This is a genomic window from Planococcus plakortidis, from assembly GCF_001687605.2.
Taxonomy (GTDB): domain Bacteria; phylum Bacillota; class Bacilli; order Bacillales_A; family Planococcaceae; genus Planococcus; species Planococcus plakortidis.
The window spans coordinates 3,046,529-3,067,878 of record NZ_CP016539.2 but is presented as its reverse complement, the minus strand read 5'-3'; the positions used below and the strand labels follow the sequence as shown (position 1 = coordinate 3,067,878).

19 protein-coding genes and 1 pseudogene are annotated in these 21,350 nt (G+C 43.6%); 13 read left to right on the top strand and 7 right to left on the bottom strand.

The annotated features are described in order from the left end of the window. Positions 1-286 precede the first annotated feature (286 nt). On the top strand, positions 287-1,384 hold the full coding sequence (locus BBI15_RS15250) for an NAD(P)/FAD-dependent oxidoreductase (protein ID WP_084632967.1): 1,098 nt from the start codon (positions 287-289) through the stop codon (positions 1,382-1,384). Positions 1,385-1,495: 111 nt separating this feature from the next. After that, the gene (locus BBI15_RS16330) at positions 1,496-1,819 is read left to right on the top strand and encodes a Rieske (2Fe-2S) protein (RefSeq protein WP_167358045.1); all 324 of its coding nucleotides are present in this window, start codon (positions 1,496-1,498) and stop codon (positions 1,817-1,819) included. A gap of 169 nt (positions 1,820-1,988) precedes the next feature. On the opposite strand, the gene BBI15_RS15245 is transcribed toward BBI15_RS16330, so the two are convergent. From BBI15_RS15245 to BBI15_RS15220, 6 genes and pseudogenes are all read right to left on the bottom strand, one after another. Further along, positions 1,989-3,020, bottom strand: a complete 1,032-nt coding sequence (locus tag BBI15_RS15245; protein WP_068870860.1) for a C39 family peptidase — start codon at positions 3,018-3,020, stop codon at positions 1,989-1,991. A gap of 39 nt (positions 3,021-3,059) precedes the next feature. Continuing rightward, positions 3,060-4,883, bottom strand: a pseudogene (asnB, locus tag BBI15_RS15240) (asparagine synthase (glutamine-hydrolyzing)). 157 nt (positions 4,884-5,040) lie between these two features. Then, entirely contained in the window at positions 5,041-5,661 is a 621-nt protein-coding gene (locus BBI15_RS15235; protein ID WP_237150885.1) for a TVP38/TMEM64 family protein, read from the bottom strand. Between the two features lie 32 nt (positions 5,662-5,693). Further along, entirely contained in the window at positions 5,694-6,854 is a 1,161-nt protein-coding gene (locus tag BBI15_RS15230) for a D-alanyl-D-alanine carboxypeptidase family protein (protein ID WP_068870856.1), read from the bottom strand. A 25-nt stretch (positions 6,855-6,879) separates the two neighbouring features. Further along, entirely contained in the window at positions 6,880-8,331 is a 1,452-nt protein-coding gene (locus BBI15_RS15225; RefSeq protein ID WP_068870854.1) for a UDP-N-acetylmuramoyl-L-alanyl-D-glutamate--2,6-diaminopimelate ligase, read from the bottom strand. A gap of 199 nt (positions 8,332-8,530) precedes the next feature. After that, entirely contained in the window at positions 8,531-9,118 is a 588-nt protein-coding gene (locus tag BBI15_RS15220; protein ID WP_068870852.1) for a YdhK family protein, read from the bottom strand. A 379-nt stretch (positions 9,119-9,497) separates the two neighbouring features. Between BBI15_RS15220 and BBI15_RS15215 the strand changes: the two genes are divergently transcribed. The 5 genes from BBI15_RS15215 (at position 9,498) to BBI15_RS15195 (ending at position 14,178) form a co-directional block, all read left to right on the top strand. Beyond that, on the top strand, positions 9,498-10,205 hold the full coding sequence (locus BBI15_RS15215; protein ID WP_068872625.1) for a cytochrome c biogenesis CcdA family protein: 708 nt from the start codon (positions 9,498-9,500) through the stop codon (positions 10,203-10,205). A 38-nt stretch (positions 10,206-10,243) separates the two neighbouring features. Next, entirely contained in the window at positions 10,244-10,789 is a 546-nt protein-coding gene (gene resA / locus BBI15_RS15210; RefSeq protein ID WP_068870850.1) for a thiol-disulfide oxidoreductase ResA, read from the top strand. 322 nt (positions 10,790-11,111) lie between these two features. Further along, positions 11,112-12,020 (top strand): F510_1955 family glycosylhydrolase, encoded by a 909-nt coding sequence (locus BBI15_RS15205; protein WP_068870848.1) that lies wholly within the window; start codon positions 11,112-11,114, stop codon positions 12,018-12,020. Positions 12,021-12,119: 99 nt separating this feature from the next. Continuing rightward, entirely contained in the window at positions 12,120-13,523 is a 1,404-nt protein-coding gene (locus BBI15_RS15200) for a sensor histidine kinase (RefSeq protein WP_068870847.1), read from the top strand. After that, a complete protein-coding gene (locus tag BBI15_RS15195) occupies positions 13,501-14,178 on the top strand; it encodes a response regulator transcription factor (protein WP_068870845.1) in 678 nt (225 codons plus the stop codon). The genes BBI15_RS15200 and BBI15_RS15195 overlap by 23 nt, the downstream gene beginning before the upstream one ends. A gap of 59 nt (positions 14,179-14,237) precedes the next feature. Here the strand turns inward: BBI15_RS15195 and BBI15_RS16325 are convergent, their stop codons facing one another. Then, positions 14,238-14,570: a four-helix bundle copper-binding protein gene (locus BBI15_RS16325; protein ID WP_084632964.1), complete on the bottom strand. Its 333-nt coding sequence runs from the start codon at positions 14,568-14,570 to the stop codon at positions 14,238-14,240. Between the two features lie 272 nt (positions 14,571-14,842). Between BBI15_RS16325 and copZ the strand changes: the two genes are divergently transcribed. The 6 genes from copZ to BBI15_RS15170 all read left to right on the top strand — a co-directional run bounded on the left by copZ (position 14,843) and on the right by BBI15_RS15170 (position 21,321). Beyond that, positions 14,843-15,046: a copper chaperone CopZ gene (gene copZ, locus BBI15_RS15190; RefSeq protein WP_029336157.1), complete on the top strand. Its 204-nt coding sequence runs from the start codon at positions 14,843-14,845 to the stop codon at positions 15,044-15,046. A 137-nt stretch (positions 15,047-15,183) separates the two neighbouring features. Further along, positions 15,184-17,322, top strand: coding sequence for a heavy metal translocating P-type ATPase (locus tag BBI15_RS15185; protein ID WP_068870843.1), 2,139 nt, complete (start codon positions 15,184-15,186; stop codon positions 17,320-17,322). Between the two features lie 176 nt (positions 17,323-17,498). Next, positions 17,499-18,134, top strand: a complete 636-nt coding sequence (locus tag BBI15_RS16720; protein ID WP_237150884.1) for an MATE family efflux transporter — start codon at positions 17,499-17,501, stop codon at positions 18,132-18,134. Positions 18,135-18,180: 46 nt separating this feature from the next. After that, a complete protein-coding gene (locus BBI15_RS16715; protein ID WP_237150883.1) occupies positions 18,181-19,059 on the top strand; it encodes an MATE family efflux transporter in 879 nt (292 codons plus the stop codon). Positions 19,060-19,217: 158 nt separating this feature from the next. Further along, positions 19,218-19,928: a response regulator transcription factor gene (locus tag BBI15_RS15175; RefSeq protein ID WP_068870841.1), complete on the top strand. Its 711-nt coding sequence runs from the start codon at positions 19,218-19,220 to the stop codon at positions 19,926-19,928. Positions 19,929-20,193: 265 nt separating this feature from the next. Next, entirely contained in the window at positions 20,194-21,321 is a 1,128-nt protein-coding gene (locus tag BBI15_RS15170) for a sensor histidine kinase (protein WP_167358044.1), read from the top strand. Positions 21,322-21,350: the final 29 nt, after the last annotated feature.

The window sequence follows — 21,350 nt, the reverse complement described above, 5'->3', positions numbered from 1 at the left end:
TAGACAAGTAAAATCCACTTTACCCAGTTTGGATACGACCCATCAGTTTATGCCAGAAAATGACGGGTAGATAAAATTAAGCGCTAAATTTTAAGAAGAAGTCTTAAAAATTGAAAAGGCTAGCAAGTACTAGCCGTAAACAGAATCATATTTATTGCGGTAACAAGAGATACAAAGTTCTGTTTGCTGTCTCTGTTATTAACGCTCGTCTCAATAAGGTGTTTACAAATCAATAAATTCTCAAAGTTAAAGTTTTCTGTTCCTATGCTTGAAAGAAGGAATCTTGATGAGTAAAAACAGGGCGCTTAACATCCCTGATCGTTCAGAATCTTACTGGCTTGATTCAGTGGAATTCCCGACCTTTCCTTCGCTAGAGGAAAACTGTGAAACGGATGTCGTCATTATAGGCGGGGGAATTTCGGGCATTATGACAGCTTATCTGCTGGCCATCGAGGGATACCGCGTTACTTTAGTTGAAGCAAGACGTCTTTTAAGTGGAACAACAGGTTTTACGACGGCAAAGTTAACTTCGCAGCACGGTCTCATTTACGACTACCTGCTTCAAAACGAGGGTAGCAAGACAGCGAATTCTTATTATGAGGCAAATGAGGCAGCTATTTCATATGTCAAAAACTTAATCACTGAAAAAGGAATTGACTGTGATTTTTCTGAAGAAAAAGCGTATGTTTTTGCCGAAGATGAAAAGCAACAGGAGAAAGTTAAAGAAGAAGCGGAAGCTTATCGAAAGATAGGTATTGATGGTGGATTCATAGATAACATTCCTCTTGACGTCCACAATCTGGGGGCAGTTGTCATGAATCATCAGGCACAGTTCAATCCGGTTAAGTTTCTTAAACCCCTGGTTGAAGAAATTGTTGCAAAAGGTGGCAGGGTTTTTGAAAACACAAGGGTAGACGATATTGAATCGAATAAGCGTCCGGTCGCCGTCACAAGGGAAGGCCGAAGAGTGGAAGGAGATTACTTGGTTGTCTGTTCCCACTATCCTTTTTATGATAAAGAAGGGTTTTACTATGCACGCTTGAGTCCTAACCGGTCATACAGCATTGCGGCAGAAACAGACAAGGAATATCCGGGTGGCATGTATGTCAACGCCGGCCAACCTGCCCATTCCCTACGCTCCATTCAGTTAGAGGGCAAGGAACTGGTTTTGGCAGGGGGCTATGGTCATTATGTGGGACACAAACAGAATACAGAAGAAAGCTATAATCAGCTGTATCAGTTTGTGAATCAGACGTTTGGAGTCAAAAAAGTCCCTTATCGCTGGTCAGCTCAGGACCCAGCTACTCTCGATCAGATACCGTATATCGGCAGATATTCAACAGAAATGGAGAATGTGTTTGTGGCGACCGGATACCGCAAATAGGGGATGAGTTCGGGTATTTTAGCCGGCCAGTTATTAACAAACTTGATCAGTGGGAGAGGTTCAAAGTACGAGGAGACGTTTTCTCCTTTACGGCCGATTAAGGAGCCGGGCATGAAAAAGCTCACTAAAGAGAGTTTTCATGTTGGTAAAATGTTTGCGGAAGACAAAGCGGAAAAACCAGCCGGGCAGTTCACGGACTTGCAAATAGATGAAGGGAAAGTCATCAATTATAACGAACAGCGGGCCGGCGCTTACCGCGATGAACAAGGTGATTTCCATGTCGTGGATGCCACTTGTACTCATATGGGATGTCAGACACATTGGAACAACGCGGAACGCACGTGGGACTGCCCATGTCACGGATCTCGCTTTTCCTATAACGGTGATGTAGTGGAAGGACCCGCAACAAAGCCTTTAAAGAAAATGAGAGAATAAGCAAAAGTGATTTTGAACCAGAAACAAGTAAAAAGTATGGCGGCCAAATAGGCTCCGCCATACTTTTTATTTGTCTGGAATTTCATTTCACTCAGGGCGTTACTATATTGGCAGCTTTGGTAATACGAAATGAAAAAGTAGAGTATTACTGCAGTCCGTAAGAGGGGAATTACCTTTTGACAAGAACCGCCTGGCTTCCAAGTGCTTCGTAACTCTCAAAAAATTTATCTTCCGGATGGGTGACAAGTCCTTTAAGGGGGTCCATAACAGTGACTTCCCCATCTTTCCAACCGTCCAACACGACTGTATGCAGATTAATGAATGAAGAGTGGAACTCAGCAGTTCCACCAACATACCAGCCACCGGAAGTGACAGGCGGCGACAAATCGAGTGTGACCCAGACAATTACGGGAATATTGCGATCCATATAAGAAAGAATTTCCTCACGCGAACTTCCGCTGACATTTTCAGTGATTAACCGGCTTCCTTTGTCATCAATGATTTTTTTGGACGCTTCAACGATTGGACCGGCAAAAGCATACCAGCCTTCGTTTGCATTTCGGGGATTCCCGGCATAAGCCTGATGGGGATCAGGTCCTATCCGTTTCCCTTCCTGAAATTCGAAAGATTCTTTAGGCAAGTAGTCATCGGCCAGTTTCGTTTTTGAGGTTTTGATGCCGTGATAGGTGAGAACGGCTGTCAAAGTGGTGATTTCACAACCATTGGGAAGTTCCGGATTTTGTCGCACCGTCGGAATACCGATGCGATTCGCTTCACGTTCAACGTATGTCTCTATGACAACCGGAGAGCTTACCGTTTCATGGACATAGAGTTCTTCTTCTGCTACCTTGAAAGCGCCTGAATCTTCATCAGCAGCTACGATTTTTAGCCGATATTCTTTTCCGTCCACCAATTCTTCCGCGTTCATTTCACCGGTTTCACCGGATTTTACAGCATCGACCAATGTGCTTGTACTGGCATCGACGATGTACATTCGATAGTTATCCAGCAGCTGGCCGTTTCTGGAATTCTTCAATAAAAAGTTTCCCGCAGAGCCATTGGGCTGAGGCTTGTTCAACTCAAAGCCCTCGGCCATGAATTTTTTAATGGACGTACTCAGTGCCAGCGGACTGAATCCGATAATTACAAAAGAAAAGATGAACAGGAATAAGAACCGCAGGAACTTATGGGATGTTTTCAAATGAACACCTCCATTAATGAGTAAGGGTGCGACAGCCGATCAATCGAAGTATTTTTTATACCAGACCAAGAACATGAAAATCGTCCATATTTTCCGGGCATTATTCGCTTTGTTTTGATAGTGGTCATTTAATAGAGCCATTATTTCTTGTTGATCAAAGAAAAGGGCAGCATTTGCACTTTCAAAATAGGTTTGGACCTTCACATAATACCGTTCTTCCCGTAACCAATGGCGGATAGGGACGGGAAATCCGATTTTTTTGCGGTTCGCAGATTCTTCAGGCAAAGCTCGCCCCGCTGCCAAACGGAAAGCATACTTCGTGTCGATATCATTTACCCGGTACTTGACCGGCACTTTAGCAGCTACATTCATCACTTCCCGGTCCAAGAAAGGAACACGAAGTTCAATGGAGTGGGCCATGCTCATTTTGTCTGCTTTCAATAAAATATCATCTACTAACCAAAGGTGTAAATCCAGGTGTTGCATTTTTGTCACATCATCTTCTTGTTTTACCATGTCGTAATAAGGCTTTACAATTTCTTTTACGGATGGAGCCTGGTTATATTCCTTTGTTAAAATGCCGTGAGCTTCTTTTTCTTCAAATATTTTTGCTTGGCCAATAAACCATTCTTCAGGGGAAAGTCCGCCTTTTATTAAGAAATTCTTCCCTCTTACCTCAGGCAGCTGTTGGGCTATCATGCCGAGTGGTTTACGCATCAACTTCGGAAGTTTCTTGTATTTTTTCATGGAGGATGTGGTGTCGTATTCTGTGTAACCTCCGAACAATTCGTCTGCTCCCTCACCGGAAAGAACTACTGTCACATCACGGCTGGCCATTTCAGCCAAGAAATATAACGGAACAATAGAAGGATTGGAATGGGGTTCATCCATCATGTACTGGATCTCTTCCAACTTATCGAAGCATTTTTCGGAATCCAGTATTTCATTTACATTCTCAATGCCAAGCTCATCAGACAATGCTTTTGCGTTGTCGATTTCCGAGAAATTTTTGTCGCTGAAACCAACTGTAAACGTCTTATCAGGTTTTAAAATGGACGCGACATAACTGGAATCTACGCCACTGGATAAAAAGGAACCGACCTTGACATCACTTATTCGATGCGCCTGTACGGATTCTCTGACCACTTGATCAATCTCATCCACTATTTTATCCAGCGGTTGTTGGTCAACAGGGACAAACTCAGGTGACCAATAGCGCTGAACGTTCATTTCACCGTTTTGATAAGTTAGATAATGAGCAGCAGGTAATTTAAAGACATCTTTAAAGAACGTTTCATTCAATACTGGAAATTGAAAGGTGAGCTACGGCTTTAACGCTTCTTTATTTATTTTTTTAGTAAAGTGGGGATGTGGCAGGAAACTCTTAATCTCAGAGCCGAACAAAAGGGTTCCGTTCATTTGTGCATAATAAAAAGGTTTGATGCCGAACATATCACGCGCGGCAAATAACTTTTCCGCTTTACGGTCCCAGATGACAAAAGCAAACATTCCACGCAACTTCTCTATCAGTCTCTCCCCGAACTCTTCATATCCATGAATGAGCACTTCACTGTCTGTGTGTGTAATAAAAACATGTCCTTTGGCAATAAGTTCTTCGCGAAGTTGCATAAAGTTATAGATTTCACCATTGAAAATCAATACGTATGATTCATCTTCATTGTAAAGGGGCTGACTGTCTGCCTCTAAATCGATAATACTGAGGCGGCGAAAGCCTAAAGCAGTTTTGTTATCAATAAACATACCAAAGGAATCAGGTCCACGGTGTATGATGGTGTTCATCATTTGTTCCAAAACGGCTGACGAATTGCTCGTTTCGCCGATAAATCCAGTAAATCCACACATAATTTGTTGCTCCATTCAGCGTTTGATTTTTTCGAACCTCCGTATTGTAAAGTTTTTATGTGCAGATTTTATGCATAAATAAAAATGTAATTTAAAAACAATTTATGGGGCTGTACTTTCATTTCTTTGATTTTCATTTATGAAAAAGAGGAAGTGTTTATCGTAGTTTTCTCAAACAGTGGGTAAAATTACAAAGAATTTTTCTTTTGTTCTTTGCCCAGATCAGCAGAAACGATAGAAAGATCAAAATAAATAAGCCGTACTGATAACCGGGAGGTATGGATTCTACAAGGCCACAAACAACAGCCACTTCAAGAGAAACGGCCGGAATTTTACCGATGGTGCTGGCAATCATGAAAAAGCCACCTGGAATGGGCGTCAAGGATGCTCCTGCTGTCACCAGACCTGATGGGACAAAAGGAATTAAGCGCAGCAAAAGGATTGCGCAGAAGACGCGGCTTATTGAAGAACTCTGGATGTACCTCCAGAACGGCCGCTTTAACCACTTTGGATTAATTTTTGAAAACCCATATCGATATAGGTAAAATCCGATGATTGCGCCAAAAATCTCCCCCGACAAAGAGAGGATGATGCCTATGGTTAACCCTAAAGAACTGATATTGAGAGCCGTGAGCAGAAAGCTTGGGAAAAAGCCGACTGCACCCATGCTTATGTTGAAAAAGAGCAGCAGCAGAAATTCGAAAACGGGGAATTGAGTGTTTATGGTATGATCCGCCTCCTGCGATGTTTTAAAAAATGATGGTATATAAAATTTCAACTGAGCGCAATTTTAGGATAGGGAAGTGAGTTCTATAATTGTTTTTTTCGAACTCGGTAATACACTAAGCCTGATAAGCCAACGACGAGGAGGAACAAATAGATTGAACTTGAAATCCCAGGTGGGAAAAATGGGCGAACGTCTTCAGGATTAGAAGGAAGGTTTGTCTCAGAAGCACTGACAACGGGGAACTGATAAGAAGACAAAAGAGCGCCGTTCTGATTAGTAATCCTCAATTTCTCATCTTCTTTTACAGCAATCGTCACTTGTTCATCTGCTTGATGTGTATAAAAAAATACGCTTGGCGTAATGTATTCAAAATCACCGGCAAAAAAGCTGCTTTCTTTCGGAATGCTCACTGTTTCAAAATTTTCAAATCCAAAATCCAAAAGTTGAACAGTGTCAGCATAAGCTTCTGCCTCTGTGTCGCTTTTTAAGGTGACGACAATTAAATTCAGGTTTTCTCTTTTGGCTGTCGTGGCCAGCGTGACGCCTGCTTCTGGCACAAACCCGGTTTTACCACCCGTAACGCCTTCATAAGGTTTTTCCCTTAATAGTTTGTGGTGGGTATAAAGCGTGGTATCCCAGGATTCACCGTTCCAGGGCAGTTCTTTTGTTCCAAATATTTTCATGAATTCATCGTTCTTCATCGCATATCGGGTTAACTTCGCTAAATCTTCGGCTGTCGTAACATGCTCGGGATCAAAAAGACCGTGGGGATTTTCGAAGTTCGTATTCCGCAGGCCAATTACATCTTCTAAATATAAATTCATATCAGCAGAAAATAACTCAACGCTGCCGCTGATGTGTTCAGCAATGGCGACGCCGGCATCATTTCCAGAGTTGACTAAGAGGCCCAGCAACAGTTTTTCTAAAGTCACTTGTTCTCCCTCTTCCAAATAAACACGGGTGCCTTCCGTATTGCGTGCTTTTTTACTGATGGTTACAACATCATTTAATTTTCTGTTTTCAATTGCATAAATGGCTGTGGCAATTTTTGTTAGGCTGGCAGGATACATCTGCGACTGTGCATTTTTTTCATAGAGGATTTCTCCAGTCGTTGCTTCCATGACAATAGCTGCTTCACTGGATACGTTTGGCAGGGAAGGGTCATCAGTTTTACTGAAAACGGACGAAACGATTAAAGTGTTGATCATGATTAAAATGGTTGAAACAACACTTAGTTTTTTCATAACTACTCCCTCCTGAGTGATTATTTTAGTTCTGCTTTATTATATAATTGACGGTTTCCCGGTCCGAATCAGTCGGTAAATGAAAGGTTTGCTGGTATTTCTCGTGTCCTTTACCGGTAATCACAATCCAGTCGCCTTCCTTGCTTTCATGGATTGCTTGCTGAATGGCGAGTGTACGGTCTGGAACGATGCTGCCTTTTGAGTTGCCGTATGTTTCATTTAGTTGGTTTAAAACTTCCAGCATATCTCCTGGAGAAACATTGTTCAGGTCGTCCAACGTTAAAATGTAGCGGTCACTCATTTCAGCAGATATGGATAGCATGTGCTTTCTCTTGCTGGCATCTCGATTTCCACGAAAGCCGAAAATATGGGTTATTCGTTGGGCCCCTTGTGATTTTGCAGTTTCCAGGCAGTAAGAGATGGCATCCGGAGTATGGGCATAATCCACAATAACGATCGAGCCCTTGGCCAGTTTCGTGATCTCAAAGCGTCCATCGACTCCCTTGAAATGGTGAATGGAGTTTAAGAGCTTTTCTTTGGGGATACCCAGCAACAATGATGTTCCGTAGGCCATTAAGGTGTTATACATATTGTGCATTCCGGTCATCGCAGCGACCATTTGATACGTTTCGTTACTTTCAATCACCCGCATAGTGGAGGACAGTGAATGAAATTTTGCAACACGCAGGTTGCATTCAGTGGATGTGCCAATTGCATAAATCGGTTTTCCCTTTGTTTGCAGGATTCCACAGAGCTTTCGTCCCCACTCATTATCTGTATTCACTACAGCAATCCCATGTTCTTTCATCTGATTGAACATTGTAAGCTTCGCCTGAAAATACTCTTCTATGGAACTGTGATAATCCAGGTGTTCATGGTGAAGATTGAGGAACAAGCCGTAATCAAATTCAATGCCTTCTAACCGATACTGGGCCAGTCCATGAGAAGAAACTTCCATAATGACGACCTCATCCTGACTGAGGGTCAACAGTTTATGGAGAGCGAGTGAATTTGGTGTGGTGTTCGAGCTTTTCATTTTTTCGCCATTGATAATATTTTGGTTGGTACCGATGACAGAACAACTCATACCGTTGCTTTCCAGAAAGTGCTGGAGCATATAGCTCGTCGTCGTTTTTCCGTTGGTGCCCGTAATTCCAATCATTATTTTCTGGTCAGATGGACGGCCATAAAAATTCCTGGCCAGGATGCCAAGCGCTTTCCGGCTATTTTCCACTTGTAAATAAGGGACACCTAACCGGGTAATTCCTTGTTCTCCGATGACAAGGGCTGCCCCTTTTTCAATTGCCTGGTCAATAAACCCGTGACCATCAATTTCAAATCCTTTAATAGCAACAAACACAAAACCTTTTGCCACATCGCTTGAGTTATCGGCAATCCCCTTGATGTCTAATTCTAATATTCTGGAATCTAATCGTGAGATCAGACCGGATTCGTTTAAAAGTTGATTTATTTTCATAGATTCGGTGACCTCTCTAAAACTATTTAAATTTGGTTTATTCTATTACAAAAATGTTGAAAATATGTGCAGAAATGATACGGAGAGCCTGATTGAGAAAACTTAATCTTTTCGTAACATAAAAGAAGTCGAATCTTGCATGAGCCAGCACAAATAAAAACCCGGGATCTTGTTGACAAGATCCCGGGTTTTGCCGTTATTATTCAGGTGACAGTTCACTTTCAGTGACCCATTTATGATTAGTGACTTCCTCGCCTCCAGTAGTCGGGACGAAATCAACCATATAGACGGTCGTTTCTTCTACAGAATCAATGGTAGCCGTTGCGCCGTCCATTCCTTCCATATGATCAGCGGCAATGGCCGCTTCATCGCCCGGTTCCAATGGTGCGTCACCTGGATTTTCCAGTTCTTCATGAATGACCCATTTGTGGTTTTCAACCGGCTCGCCTCCGTCAGTCGGCGTGTAGGTCAAGGCATAAGCGGTTGTATCAAAGGCTCCGACAATTGTTGCTTCGGCACCTTTCATGCCCTCCATATGGTCCGTTTCAATAATGGCCTGGCTTCCGACTTCATAGGTTGGGTTTTCCGCTTCCTGCAAACCATCCGGGATTTCTCCTGAACCCGAATGGTCCATGTTCATATGGCCGGAATCTTCATTCATATTTTCTTCGCTGGCATTATCCATGTCCATCGATTCGTCGCTCATGTCATCGCCTGTATTGCAGGCACTTAGCGTGACGGCTGCCACAAGCGACAGCGTCCCCATCATCCATTTGTTTTTCGGCATGTAAATCTCCTTCTTTCTACAGTTGTCTGTAAGTACCTTACCCGTTAACTTTGCATATTCTGTGCAGGAACCATGACATTTTTGTTTTTAACGGTTTTAATCGCGGGATTGTGGCAAGTTCGTGAACCGATAGGAGAAGTTCACAATTTAATAGAAGAAACTGCACAGAAAATCAAGACATAATCGATAAGCTGAAGTGGCTAACGTTTTCTGGAACGGTTAAGCAAGCACGGGGAAGTAGAAGTTAAGAGAGGGGCTGTATTTAATTTTACATACCTTGAAATTCCCCGAGTCTTATATAGAAAATTTCATTTGATTCCTAAGGGATACAAAAATGATAAAGAAGAGGATTCAACTTACTGTAATAGGAGGTCTACAAGTGGCGGAAATTAGTTTGTATCTTGCGTTTGGCGCAGGGCTTTTATCATTTATCTCTCCATGCTCCCTTCCTTTGTATCCGGCTTTTTTATCCTACATTACCGGAGTTTCAGTCAATGAGTTAAAGACGGGCAAGGGAATGATGAGGAGCACGGCTTTGATTCATACGGTTCTATTTTTAATAGGTTTCTCCATCATTTTTTTAGCGTTGGGCTTGTCGACTTCGCTTATCGGAAACTTCTTCTTGGAATATCAAGTTCTTCTACGTCAATTGGGCGCTATTTTGATGGTGTTTTTTGGCTTAGTCCTAACCGGTATTCTGAAATTCGACTTCCTGCTGTCGGATAAGAAATTACAGTTCCAGAAAAGGCCCTCCGGATACGCGGGTTCTGTTCTGATCGGCATTGGCTTTGCAGCTGGATGGACACCGTGTACCGGTCCCATACTTGCAGGAGTTATTGCACTCGGAGTAGCGGATCCGGACAGTGGCTTACTCTATATGCTGTTTTACGTTCTGGGATTTTCAATTCCTTTTCTCTTAATGTCGTTTTTTATTGAGAAAATGACTTTCTTGAAGAAGAAGAGCGCTCTTTTCATGTCAATAGGAGGAGCATTAATGATTCTGATGGGCGTTTTGCTTTACTTTGACATGCTGACAGAAATCATCGCTTTTTTATCGCAATTTACGGGTGGATTTACAGGGTTTTAATGGACTCAACCCAGCATCTAGGAAGGACGTGACATTGTATGGCTGCTAAAAAGGATAAAAAGAGAAATCGCTTGATTATGAGGACAAGTATTTTGTTCATTCTGGTCGTCGCTATTGCATTTACTATCTACAACGAATTAACCAAAGAGAAAAACGAATTGCTGCAAGTTGGAGATTGGGCACCCGATTTTGCTTTGACGGATTTGAATGGGGAACAGCATCAGCTGTCTGAGTACAAAGGGCAGGGGGTGTTCGTGAACTTTTGGGGTACTTGGTGCAAACCGTGCGAAAAAGAGTTCCCGCTGATGGAAAAGCAGTACCAAGTATACAAGGACCAAGGTGTAGAGATACTCGCTGTCAATATTGCGCAATCCGATTATGAAGTGAGACAATTTGCTGAACAGCGAAATTTAACGTTCCCGATTGTTATCGATAAGGACAAAAGTGTTATGGAAGCCTATAATATTCGTCCATTGCCCACTACATTGTTGGTCAATCAAGAGGGAAAAATCGAGAAAATCATTACGGGTGAAATGTCCGAAGAGGATATTGCGAGTTATATGGAACAGATCAAACCGAGCTGATACAACTGAGTTCCCCAGAATAGTGCGAGCCACGTATTTTGAAAATTGATGCAAGGAAAAAACGAGAAAAAGACATTTCTTTAAAGTGGACTAAACCACAAGAAAAGCAATGTCAGGTGTAGAAAATATAAACAAAAATCAGGTAAAGGTCCTACACCGGACTGATTGGAAGGTCTGTTCTTTTAGGGCAATTAGTAAAGGGTATGAATTACCTGTTTGAAATCAAGATATCTGCACAAAAAGTCGAAACTTTTTCGTTAAGCTATAAGAGGTTGATACTTATGGAAAGTATAGAAAATTGACATATTCGGAGGGCATCTACATGAAGAAAAAGAGAATGGGCATAGCGGTACTGTCGGCTTTACTTTTACTGGCCGGCTGCAGCAATGATACAACGGATTCATTTGAAGTGCCGTTTGAAGGGGAACTGAACCATGTCCATGGGATGGGTTATGCAGGAGAAGAGAACGGACTGTATTTTGCATCACATACTGGGCCAAAAATTTACCGCGATGGCGAGTGGTTTGAAACAGCGGATAATTTTTACGATTATATGGGCTTTAACGCCGTAGATGAGGGCTTCTATTCTTCAGGACACCCGAGTGCAGATTCAGATTTGCCCAATCCACTTGGGATTCAGCGAAGTATAGATGACGGCGAAACTTTGGAAGAGATTGCATTCCAAGGAGAAACGGACTTTCATGCGATGGCGGTAGGGTACAACAGTCACGATATCTTCCTGCTCAATCCGGCAAAAAACTCTTTGCTGGAAGCCGGATTTTACAAAAGTAACGATAAAGGAGAATCGTGGGAACCTGTGAAGGCTGAAGGGTTGAATGGGGAAGTGACTGCGCTCGCCCTTCACCCGACTGATTCGAACTTCGTCGCTGCGGCTACGGCTGCAGGGGTTTATTTCTCGCAGGATGGCGGCGAAGTTTTTGAAGCGATTACAGCCGGAAATGAAACAGGCACAGCGGTGCATTTCACCGAAGACCAGTTGTATTTCGGAAGCTACGGGACAGCGGCGGCTCTGGTGAAGTATACTATGGAAAATGAAGAACTCGAGCCGGTGGATACACCGGACCTTTCACAAGATGCCATCGCTTTTATTGCACAAAACCCGATGGATGGAATGGAACTGGCGATCTACACATTTGAAGGAAATGCCTACTTGTCGGAAGACGGATTACAGACCTGGAAAACGCTGCTGGAAGAGGGGAAAACCAAGTAGAAACCAGCTAGCCGTTTGAAAGACGAACCGAATCCAACAGCTTTCGGCAGCAGTCTTTGTCTTGATTGCTGCTAACCAATCGACTTAAAGAGGGATGCCATGTTAAACAGGCTTGCATTGAAAATAGGTTTGCTGTTTTTTGTGTTTATTATCATCATTGAATCGGTTTTGTTTCTAACCCTGTACGTTACTTTTGTCAATGAACGGGTGGATGAAGTCATGACCAACCTGCTTGCAAGAGGGAACACCCACAGCGAAGTATTGGAAGACAGTTTTGAACCGGCGACATTGAACCATGTGGCGTTGATGGAATCGGCCTCCGATTTCATCGTCATCATCACGGATGCAGATGGCAACGAATTGACCCATTCCGATCTGATTGAACCTGAAATGAGGGAAGTGTTGGAACACACCGATTTTGATGAGGTTCTGCAGGGAGGGAAGGTCGTGGAAGAGCGATGGGACAAAAAAGAGTTTATTGCGACGGACAGCCCAATCACCATTGAAGGAGAACATAGAGGCCACGTGTTCATGTTTGCGGAAACCAATCATATCAAAGGGATGGTCAGTCATTTGCGAAACCAATTCCTGATTGTTGGCCTGATTGCTGTCGGGTTGACCGTCATCACAATTTTTCTGCTATCCCGATTGATTACGTTGCCGTTGATTCGGATGAAAGAAGCGACGGAACAGTTAAGCGAAGGGCACCACGAGGTCAGCCTGAATATTGGCCGAAACGATGAGTTGGGAGAGCTGGCGAACGCCATCACTGCCCTATCCAGTGACTTGGAACATTTAAAAAATGAGCGGAATGAATTTTTGGCGAGTATTTCGCACGAGTTGCGGACGCCGTTGACCTATATCAAAGGATATGCCGATATCGCGAGCCGGCCGGATGCATCCGAGGAAGAGAAAAAGGAATACATTGGCATCATCCGGGAAGAGACGGCCCATTTGACGGAATTGATCCGGCAGCTGTTTGAGCTGGCTCAGATAGATCATAACCAGTTCGCCATTCAAAAAGAGGGATTTTCACTGGAGATGCTTTTTGCATCCGTCGTTGCCTTGGTTCGGCCAGCTTTTGACGAGAAACAGATTTCATTGGCTGTCCATTGTGAACATGAGATTGTCGCCTTCATTGATCCCGAACGTTTTCAGCAGGTATTGCTGAATGTCTTGGACAACGCCCGCAAGCATTCTCCTGAAGGAACACAAGTGGTATTACAGGGAGTCCAAGATAAAGGTACCATCACCATAAGCATCCGTGATGAAGGAGAGGGCATACCGGAAAAAGATCTTCCTTTTGTCTTTGAACGATTGTATCGGGTCGATAAATCCAGATCCAGACAGTACGGAGGAAGCGGTCTTGGCCTGGCGATTGCGAAAGAAATCGTCGAATCGCACGGTGGTCTCATGACGCTTCAAAGTGAGTACGGACAAGGGACAACCGTCCTGATAGAATTGAAAAGGGGGGATTCGCTTGCAGAAAGTGCTGTTGGTTGATGATGAACACCGAATGCTGGATTTAGTGGCTTTATATTTGAAGCCGCATCAGTACCTCTGTAAAAAAGCACTGGGAGCTCATGAAGCCCTCGACTATTTGGAATCGGAACCTTTCGATCTCGTCTTACTGGATATCATGATGCCGGAAATGGATGGCTGGGAACTGTGCCGCGAAATCCGGAAATTTTCGGATGTGCCAATCATTATGCTGACGGCGCGGGAACAACAGGAGGATATTGTTAAGGGATTGAATATCGGGGCGGATGATTACATCACAAAGCCGTTTAATGAAGATGAGTTGCTGGCCCGGATGGGGGCGCTGCTTCGCAGGAGAACTCCGAAAAATACCATTGAAGTGGACGGTTTGGTGTGGGACGAAGACCGGTTTGAACTTACGTACGGCAAACATATCATCAAATTGACGCCAAAAGAATTTCTGATGGTGGGCCACCTGATGAAGAATGCCGACAAAGTGTTTACGAGGGAGCAGCTGATCCAGTTAATTTGGGGATTCGACTCAGAGACGGAAGGGCGGACCATCGATTCGCATGTGCGAAATGTTCGGGAAAAAATCCGCCAGTCCGGTTTTCCGGTCGATGATCATTTTCTCACGGTTTGGGGAATCGGCTACAAATGGATCCATGAAGCAGAATGATGCTTGATAAAAGAAAAGGTCCGTCGGAAAATATTTCCGACGGGCCTTTTTGAGTAAGGTTATGCGGCGTTACGGCAAGCTTCTGCACATCTACGGCAAGCTTCCGCACAGCGTCTGCAATGTTCATGATGATCGGCGTGCTTCTCACATTCCTCTGCGCAAGCTTCGCAAATGGTTGCGCAAACGGCTGCCAGTTCGGAAACGAACGGTGAATTGCGAGTAATGGCATGTTCCAAAAATGCACAAATGTCCGCGCATTCCCGGTCTAATCGAATGCACTGTGCTAGCATCTTCACATCGTCTTCCTGCAGACAAGCGTCAAAACAATGGTTACATTCCGCTGCACAATCATGTAATGCCCGAATCAATTCCTGATGTTGTTCATGAGCCATGTTAAAACCTCCATTTCTTATTTTTGCTTCATTTACTGGATTTCCCTCTCCTTTCCAAACTAAACAGAAATACCGAAACTCCATAGAAACTGCACATTTTATAGACAAGTAATCAAATATTAAAATCAATGGTGCGGTTTTTTTGGGGGGTCATTGTGAACTTCTAAATTAGAGTCATGGAAACAGCGATAAAGTAAAATGATACTAAACACTTGATATACCCTATATGGGTATGTTAAGTTTAAGGAAATATTACTTTAGGAGGAATAATAATGATTGAAACATTAAAAGTACAAGGTATGTCCTGCGGCCACTGTGCAAACTCGGTTGAAACAGGCGTCGGTGAACTCGAAGGGATTTCATCTGTGACAGTTGATCTTAAAAAAGGCGAAGTGGCAGTAGACTATGATACTGCCAAGACATCATTAAACGAAATTCAGAAAGCGATTGAAGAACAAGGGTATGACGTCGTATAAGGGTGCTTTCACAGCACTCTTTACTTTTAAATGAAATATACCCCCGCGTGGTATATTCGGCAAGAACTTTGTGAATGTTAAGAATGTAAATAGGGTTAAATAGGATAAGAACCACTAGTTTGGAGGAGGCGCACTGAATGGCTAAAAATGATAAAGACCATCACCACCATCAAGACGAACAGGTAGATCACAGTAAAATGGATCATTCCAAACATGTTGGGCATTCGTACCATGAAGACCAAGTGAAAGAAGGCATTCAAGACGACAGCAATCCTGCCAAAATTCATAATGATCATGCCCATCACAATCATAGTAGCCATGATCACAGTGGACATGAACATCACCACCACGGAAACTTCAAAGAAATTTTTCTGAAGTCGCTGCCCTTGGGCATTGTCATTTTGTTATTATCGCCGATGATGGACGTTCGGCTTCCCTTTCAATTCACCTTCCCTTACTCGGACATTGTTGTCGCTGTATTAGCAACTATCTTATTGGTTTATGGCGGAAAACCCTTCTATCAAGGTGCAATCGCTGAATTTAAGGAAAAAGCACCGGGCATGATGGCCCTTATTTCATTAGGGATATCCGTTTCCTATTTGTACAGCATTTACGCCGTGCTGGTACGCTACGTAACCGGCGATCACATCATGGATTTCTTCTTTGAATTCGCGTCCTTGCTGTTGATCATGCTCCTTGGACACTGGATCGAAATGAAGGCTGTCGGAGAAGCAGGAGACGCGCAAAAATCGCTCGCCGAATTGGTGCCGAAAGATGCACATGTGGTATTGAAAAATGATTCGATCGAGACGCGTCCCGTAAATGAGCTGAAAGTCGGAGACCTTGTACGGGTTCAGGCCGGAGAAAACGTCCCTGCCGATGGCATCATCAAAAGAGGCACCTCGCGGATCAATGAAGCTTTGCTGACGGGGGAATCTAAACCCATTGAAAAAGGAGCCGGAGACAAAGTGATCGGCGGTTCCACGAACGGTGCAGGCATCTTATATCTTGAAGTACAGGAAACCGGCGACCAATCGTTCATTTCCCAAGTACAAACCCTGATAAGCCAGGCGCAGGATCAACCTTCAAGAGCTGAAAATCTGGCTCAAAAAGTAGCCGGCTGGCTGTTTTATATCGCCATTGCGACGGCTTTCCTCGCTTTTGTCGTTTGGCTGTACATTGCTGACATTCAAACCGCTGTTCTTTTTACGGTTACGACATTAGTCATTGCATGTCCACACGCTCTCGGCCTTGCCATTCCGCTGGTTATTGCACGAAGCACCAGTTTAGGTGCAAGCCGCGGGCTGTTGGTGAAAGACCGCGAAGCATTGGAGCTGGCAACTAAGGCTGATGTAATGATACTGGATAAAACGGGTACATTGACTACTGGCGAATTTAAAGTTTTGAACATGGAAACACTGGATGGTCAACATACCGAAGCCGAAATCGCGGCGTTAATGGCAGGGATTGAAGGCGGGTCCAGCCACCCAATCGCCCAGTCAATCGTCCAATACGCTGAGAAACAAGGGATTCAGCCTGTCCACTTTGATTCGATTGATGTTGTGTCGGGTGCGGGTATAGAAGGAAACGCCAATGGCCGCAAATACGAATTGATCAGCCAAAAGGCACTTGGAAGAGATGTAGCGGTGGATGTTCCCAAAGGGGCAACATTAAGTATACTAGTTGAGGACGGGAATCCGATCGGTACGGTCGCATTAGGCGATGAATTGAAAGAAACGAGCAGAACGCTGATACAGGCATTGAAGCATTACAATATAAAACCGATTATGGCTACAGGTGACAATGAAACGGCTGCCCAAGGAGTAGCAGAGGAACTGGGCATTGAATACAGAGCCAATCAATTACCGCAAGATAAATATGATTTAGTGGAATCACTGAAAAATAATGGACAAACGGTTATCATGGTCGGCGATGGCGTCAACGATGCACCATCCCTTGCAATAGCAGACGTTGGGATAGCAGTCGGTGCCGGAACTCAAGTCGCCATCGATTCCGCTGATGTGATTTTGACTCAGTCGGATCCAGGCGATATTGAATCCTTTATCGAATTGGCCAATAAAACAACCAGTAAAATGAAACAGAACCTCGTGTGGGGAGCCGGTTATAACTTTATTGCCATTCCCATAGCGGCGGGTGTTCTAGCCTCCATTGGGATTACGTTGGCTCCTGCCGCAGGAGCAGTTCTGATGTCCGTGTCCACGGTTATCGTGGCTATCAATGCGATGACATTGAAACTAAGAAATAGAGCTGTTTAACACCGTGTTTAATTGTCGTACACGAAAAGTACTGCCTCCCAAAAGTTGAATTTTCTTTAACCTTGGGGGCACAGTTTTGTATTAGGTTAAAGTCAAACGGAGGTTTGAAGACTTTGGATAATTAAATATATTTTTATAGTTAACATATGAAAAATTATCGGAAGAAGGAACTTCATTTGAAGTTCCTTTTCTTTTTCGTTTATGAAGTTAACCTTTGTGAACACTCTGAGACTGTGACTTTTGATAATAACCAGCGTATTAATAGAAAAAAGTACAATTTGAATAAAAAGAATTTTCACTTTACTTTGTTCGAGTCCATAATGGTATTAGTAGCTCGAAGGGAAGATGAAGTGGTGAAACCTATGGACGAATTGAGTGAACCTAAATCGAATAGCGAGAAAATCAAAATCATCTTGTTGCTGGCAGTGCCGGCGATGGTGGAATATGTTTTGCAGACGGTGGTTGGCTTTGTCGACACATTGTTCATTGCGCGGATCGGGCTGCAGGAAGTTACAGCGGTAGGAATAGCTGGTGCTGTGCTGGCCATCTATTTGGCACTCTTTATGGCTTTAGGAGTGGGAACTTCTTCGCTTGTTGCCCGGAAATTGGGAGCCGGTAATCTTGGAGGTGCAAGGAAAGTTGCACAGGAATCGCTCGGGTTTGCCACGGTAGTAGCGATAATATTAAGTATCCTGACCTGGTTTGGTTCAGAGTTTTTTATGTCTTTATTCGGTGCTGAAGAAAATGTGGTCCAAATAGGATCCGTTTATTTGAAGGTGGTGGGGGCGGTGCGTTGTTTCTTGCTTGGATGACTGTACTTAGCAGCATACTTAGGGCGGGGGCGATACCAAAAGCCCAATGAAAGTTGCGTGGATAATCAATATCATCCATATCCCACTAAATTATGTATTGATTTTCGGTATGGGGGAGTGGAATGGATGGGGGGTTGAAGGGGCCGCATGGTCTACACTTCTCGTCCGAGCGGTCGGAACGTGGCTACTGTGGCGTTATTTGAAGAAATCCGTTCTGGCTATTTCGCTCGGCACCTTATTTTCATGGGACAAAAATACAAAGGAAATGATTTATTTAGCCATTCCGGCTGCTGTGGAAAGAATGATTATGCGGCTTGGCCAAGTTGTTTATTTTGGCTTAATTGTAGTGATTGGGACAAAGACATTTGCTGCCCACACCATCGCAGGAAATATTGAGATGTTTTCTTATATGCCAGGGTATGGGCTGGCGCTGGCCGCGACAACTTTGGTCGGACATAGTTGGGGTGCTGGAAATTGGCGTGAAGCTTATCGCTATGGTATTTTGACAGCTGCAATCGGAGTGGTTTTTATGAGTTTTATCGGTCTTGCGATGTTCATCTGGGCTCCGTGGTATGCCTCGTGGTTTACAAAAGATCCTGAAGCGATAGAAATGGTTGCTATTGCTCTTCGCATTGATGCTTTTGCTCAGCCTGCGCTAGCTATAGGGTTGATTTTAACAGGGGCGTTGCAGGGATTGGGAGATACGAAGTCGCCGATGTACAGCACAGCAATCGGCATGTGGGCAGTCCGGATAGTGGGTATTTATTTTCTCGGCATATATCTAGAAATGGGGATTGCAGGAATTTGGCTGGCGATTGCGGCGGACATTGCTTTGCGTGCGGTCTACTTATTCTTCAGGTTTAAGTCACAAGCCATGCAAAAGATAAAGCTAGAACAGGATCGTGACGAGAATATATTCAACTAATATGTAATCAGCTTTATTACAAACCGCAATGTATTTTAAGGAATATGTTATTCTGAGTAAAATTACGTACTTCACTTGAAACACGGGATTTATCATGATCAGGCGGTTTTCGCGGCAAACGTGTTAAGGCCCCGTGTTAGTGGGAAAGGAAGAAGCGAATGAAGCGCATTCTGGTAGTGGAAGATGAGAAATTGATGTGTGACCTTATCCGTATTCATCTCGAAAGCGAGTTCGATCTGGTGTTTGCCTATGACGGCGCTCAGGCGCTGCAGATAACAAAAGACCAGTCTTTTGATTTATTGGTATTGGATATCATGATTCCTTTCATGGGCGGGTTTGAAGTGTGTAAAGAAATCAGGCGCAACTCCACCATGCCCATCCTCATGTTGACGGCACGATCTGCTGTTGAAGATCGGGTTAAAGGACTTCAGCTAGGGGCAGATGATTATTTAGTGAAGCCTTTCGATTTCGAAGAATTAAAAGCACGCGTCTATGCCTTGTTAAGAAGAAGTGCTCAGGTTGAAAGAAATGTAGCTGATGATTTAATCATTGTGTTAAAGGATAAAAAATTAGTCGTCAATAAACAGGATAAACAAGTAGTTTTCTGTGGACAGAAAATGGAGCTTACGGCGAAAGAGTACGCCATCATTGAATTGCTCACAGGATCGCCGAACAAAATCTTCACACGCGAAGAAATGCTCGATTTGGTATGGGATTATTCAGAAATCCGGGATGTAAGGGCCATCGATTCGCACATCAAGAACATCCGGCTAAAATTCAGGAAGCTTCAGCCGAAACTAGCCGTCATTAAGACAGTCTGGGGCTTAGGCTATCAAGTGGACTTGAAGGAAACGGCAGATGAGGCGTAAAGGGATTGTATTAAAGCTGGGTTTGCTGATCATGGTCCTTTTCTTGAGCATACTGATTCCGTTTGCATTCTTGATTGACCGGATATTCCTGAATGTCTATTCCATCTACCTAAACGATAATGTCAAGTCTCTCGCCCAAAGCCTGGAAGTCGAATGGATAGAAAAAAATCAATCTCCTGAAGAAATCTATCATCACTTGAATCTTTTCTTCGAACATGAAGTGATTTTTTTAAACCAGAACGGACACATCACGCATGGCAATATTATGGAGTTCAATGAAGGGAACCATCTTCCGGATGAATGGATAGCTCAGCTGCAAAATGGGGAAACTGTAGAAGGCGAACGTTATAACTCAGATACTGAAGAAAACTTTTATTATTTTATCGAGCCAATTTTCAACGATGAGGCCTTTGAAGGGGGAGTCATAATTTTTTCTTCCATTGATGAGCTGCACAATAAGATGCACAACGTACGAGACTGGATGTTTCGGGCAATCGCAGCGACTGTCCTGATCGCCATAGGTTATACATTTTTCATTGTTTGGTATTTATCCAGGCCATTGGTCAAAATGGAGAAAGCGACACGCGAAATTGCAAAAGGCAATTTAACTACACGTGTGGAAGTGAACAGCCAAGATGAACTTGGCTCTTTGGGCAGTGCCATCAACGATTTGAGTGTGGAGCTGAATAATTACCGGAAAACCCGAAGTGAATTTTTAGCGAATATTTCTCACGAATTGAGAACCCCGACTTCCTATCTGATTGGCTATGCAAACCTTATTAAACAAGGAAAGTACGAAACACCCGAAGAGCTGGGCCGTTATGCATCGGTCATTGAAGGGGAAGCATCAAGACTTGCGAAATTGATCCAGGAGTTATTCGCTTTATCAAAAATGGAAGAAGGGGAATACACGCTTCAAATCCAAGAAGTGGACATGGAAGATTTTATCCAATCCTTGCATGCGAAAATGAAACTGAAAGCTGCCGAAAAAGGTTTGGCTGCAAATGTACAGTTAAATGGGAACGACCATGCATTCTTTACGGATGGCATGAAGCTCGAACAGATTTTGTTGAATCTGCTGGAGAACGCAATCAATTATACAGAACAGGGATGGGTCAACCTGCAAGTCGAGATGAAGGAGGAACATATTGAATTCATTGTCGAAGATACGGGGGCAGGAATACCGAAAAGTGATCAGTCTCTAATATTCGACCGGTTTTACCGCGTGGACAAATCTCGATCCCGTGCGACCGGCGGGACTGGGCTTGGCCTGGCTATAGCCTCTGAACTGGCCAAACAAATTTCAGGTGCCATTCAAATGGAAAGTGAAGAAAACAAAGGAACAAGGTTTATTGTGACGCTTCCATACAGCATCGAAAATCAGGATATGTAGAACTAAGCTCTTGGTGGTCATAAATCAGC